Genomic DNA, 3,038 nt, shown 5'->3' with positions numbered 1-3,038 from the left:
GCCCAAGTACTCGGACTCCAGCGCGTCGGCGTCGACGAGTCCTTCTTCGGGCTGGGTGGGGACAGCATTTTGGCGATGCAAGTGGTGGCGCGGGCCCGTGCTGCCGGCCTGCTGTGTCGGCCGCAGGACATTTTCGTCGAGCAGACAGTGGCCAAGTTGGCACAGGTGGCCGGGGTTGCCGACGATGAGCGTGACCTGATCGATGAGGGCATCGGGCAAGTGGTGGCCACCCCGATCATCCGCGCGCTGCAGGGCGTGGGTGGCGCGGTCGAGCAGTTCAACCAGACGGTGCTCCTGCAGGCTCCCAGCGGGGTGACCGAAGCCGACGTGGTCGTGCTATTGCAGGCCCTGCTGGATCGCCATGCCATGCTGCGGCTCCGCGTCGATGACGACGGCGCCGGGGGGTGGTCGCTAGAAGTACCCGAGACCGGGTCGGTGGATGCGCGTGGGTGCCTGCACTCGGTGGACGTGTTGTCCGACGAGGCGCTGGTGGGGGCGCGGTCGCGACTGAACCCGGCCGCCGGGGTGATGCTCAGCGCGCTGTGGGTTGCCTCCACGGGACGGTTGGTGGTGATCATTCACCATCTGGCGGTCGACGGGGTTTCCTGGCGAATCCTTTTGCAGCATCTCGACATCGCTTGGTCCCAGTACCGCAGCGGTCGGCCGGTGGTGCTGCCAGCGGGCGGGACGTCGTTTGCCCGGTGGGCGGAGCTGCTGGGTGAGCACGCGCGCGCCCCGCAAGTCGTGGAGCAAGCGGGCGCGTGGCGGAGGCTGGCGGCGGCCCCTGCCGCGCTTCCGGCGGTGCGCCCCGCGGTGGACACGTACGCCACGGCCGGGCACCTGTCGGCGGCGCTGGATGTGGAGACCACCCAAATGCTGCTCGGTGCGGTGCCGGCGGCATTTCATGCCGGGGTGCACGAGATCCTGTTGATCGGATTCGGGTTGGCGTGCGCACAGTTCGTGGACAACCCCGGCGCGCCGATGGGCATCGAGGTGGAGGGCCACGGGCGGCAGGAAGAACTAAGCCCCGACGTTGATCTGTCGCGCACCGTAGGGTGGTTCACCACCAAATACCCAGTCGCGCTGGCCGTCGGTGGGCCGTCCTGGGCGGAGGTGCTGGCCGGTGAGGCGGCACTGGGGGCGGTGGTCAAGGACGCCAAGGAGCAGCTTCGCGCGTTGCCGGATCCCCTGACCTATGGGTTGCTGCGCTACCTGAACAGCGATGTCGACCTGGCCGGGCCCGTCCCGCCGATCGGGTTCAACTATCTGGGACGCCTGGGTGCTTCGACGGCCGAGGAGTCCGGCGATGGGTGGCGGCTCTGCCCGGAGGGCTGGTCGGTCGCCGGTGCCGCCGCGGCGGTGCCCATGCCGCTGGGGCACACCGTGGAGTTGAACGCCCGCACCGTCGACACCGACACCGGCCCGCAGCTGAACGCGGATTGGATGTGGGCACCCTCGGCACTTGATCGGACGCAGATCAGCCGGCTGAGCCGGCTGTGGTTCGACGCCCTGGCCGGCATCTGCGCGCATGTCAGGCGCGGCGGGGGCGGATTGACGCCGTCGGATCTCGCGCTTATCCGGCTGAGCCAGCAGCAGATCGACGAGCTTCAGCGGCAATATCAAATCGCCGATGTTTTGCCGCTGACCCCCCTGCAGCAGGGACTCCTCTTTCACGCCAGCACCGCGCGAGGCGGCGACGACGTGTATGCGGTGCAACTGGATATCACGTTGAGCGGAGCCCTCGACCAGCAGCGGCTGCGCGATGCCGTGCGAATGGTGCTGACCCGCCACCCGAACCTGGCGGCCCGATTCTGCGAACAGTTCGACGAGCCCGTGCAGATCATCCCGGCCGATCCCGTAGCGCCCTGGCGGTATGTCGATCTTGACGGCGGCGACGGTGACCCGGACGAGCAGGTTCAGCGCGTGTGCGCCGCCGAACGCGCCGCGGTCTGCGACACCGCCCGCCAGCCGGCCTTTCGGGCGGCGTTGATCCGCACCGCAGCAGACCGGCATCGGCTTGTGCTGACTAACCACCACATCGTGATGGATGGTTGGTCGCTGCCGATTCTGCTGCGGGAAATATTTGCCGGCTATTACGGGCAGGGGCTGGCTGCCGCCGCCTCGTATCGCAGCTTCATTGCCTGGCTGGCCGGTCGTGACCTTGATGCCGCCCGCGCCGCGTGGCGCGAGGTGTTGGCCGGCTTTGACGCCCCCACGCTGGTGGGTCCGCCAGGCCGGTTAGGGCCGGGCAGCCAAGGCGTTGCATCGTTCCGGCTGCCTGAGCACACCACCCGGGCGGTTAGCGAACTGGCGCGCTCATGCCACACCACCGTTAACGTCGTGCTCCAATGCGCCTTTGCGCAGCTGCTGTGCGAGTTGACCGGCCAGCACGATGTCGCCTTCGGCATCGCGGTCTCGGGCAGGCCAGCCGAGCTGGCTGGCGCCGATTCGATGGTGGGCCTGCTGCTCAACACGGTGCCGGTGCGGGCCACCATGACGCCCACAACGACCATCGCCGACCTGCTTGACCAGCTACAAAGCACCCACAACCGCACGCTGGAACACCAGCATCTAGCACTACGCGACATTCACCGCATCACCGGTCATGAACGCCTGTTCGACACCCTTTTCGTCTACGTCAACTACCCGATCGACACCGCCGCGTTGTCGGGCGCCGACGGGTTGGCCATCACCGACATCATCGGCCGAGAGAACAACCACTACCCGCTGACGGTCAAGGCCCTCCCCGGCGACGAACTGAGCTTCGGCATCGAATTCGACACCGATGTGTTCGATGCGGATAGCGTGCGGCGGTTGGTGGGGCGGTTGGAGTGGGTGTTGGGGGCGATGACCGCGGATCCGGGGCGGCGGTTGTCGTCGGTTGATGTGCTCGACGGGGCTGAGCACGTTCGGTTGGATGGGTTGGGTAATCGGGCGGTGTTGGCCAGGCCGGTGGTGGGGGTGTCGGTTCCGGTGTTGTTTGGTGCGCAGGTGGCGCGCACGCCGGGGGCGGTGGCGCTCAGTGGTGGGGGTCGTTC

The 3,038-nt window shown here is 67.9% G+C and carries 1 protein-coding gene; it reads left to right on the top strand.

From position 1 onward, the window contains the following. Window positions 1-3,038, top strand: a 3,038-nt coding sequence (locus tag VMD50_RS26140; RefSeq protein WP_325432232.1) for a condensation domain-containing protein, incomplete at both ends; no start/stop codon positions are given.

Source organism: Mycobacterium sp. (assembly GCF_035506235.1).
GTDB lineage: Bacteria > Actinomycetota > Actinomycetes > Mycobacteriales > Mycobacteriaceae > Mycobacterium.
The sequence above is the reverse complement of the archived record's forward strand: the minus strand, read 5'-3'. Positions and strand labels throughout refer to the sequence as shown.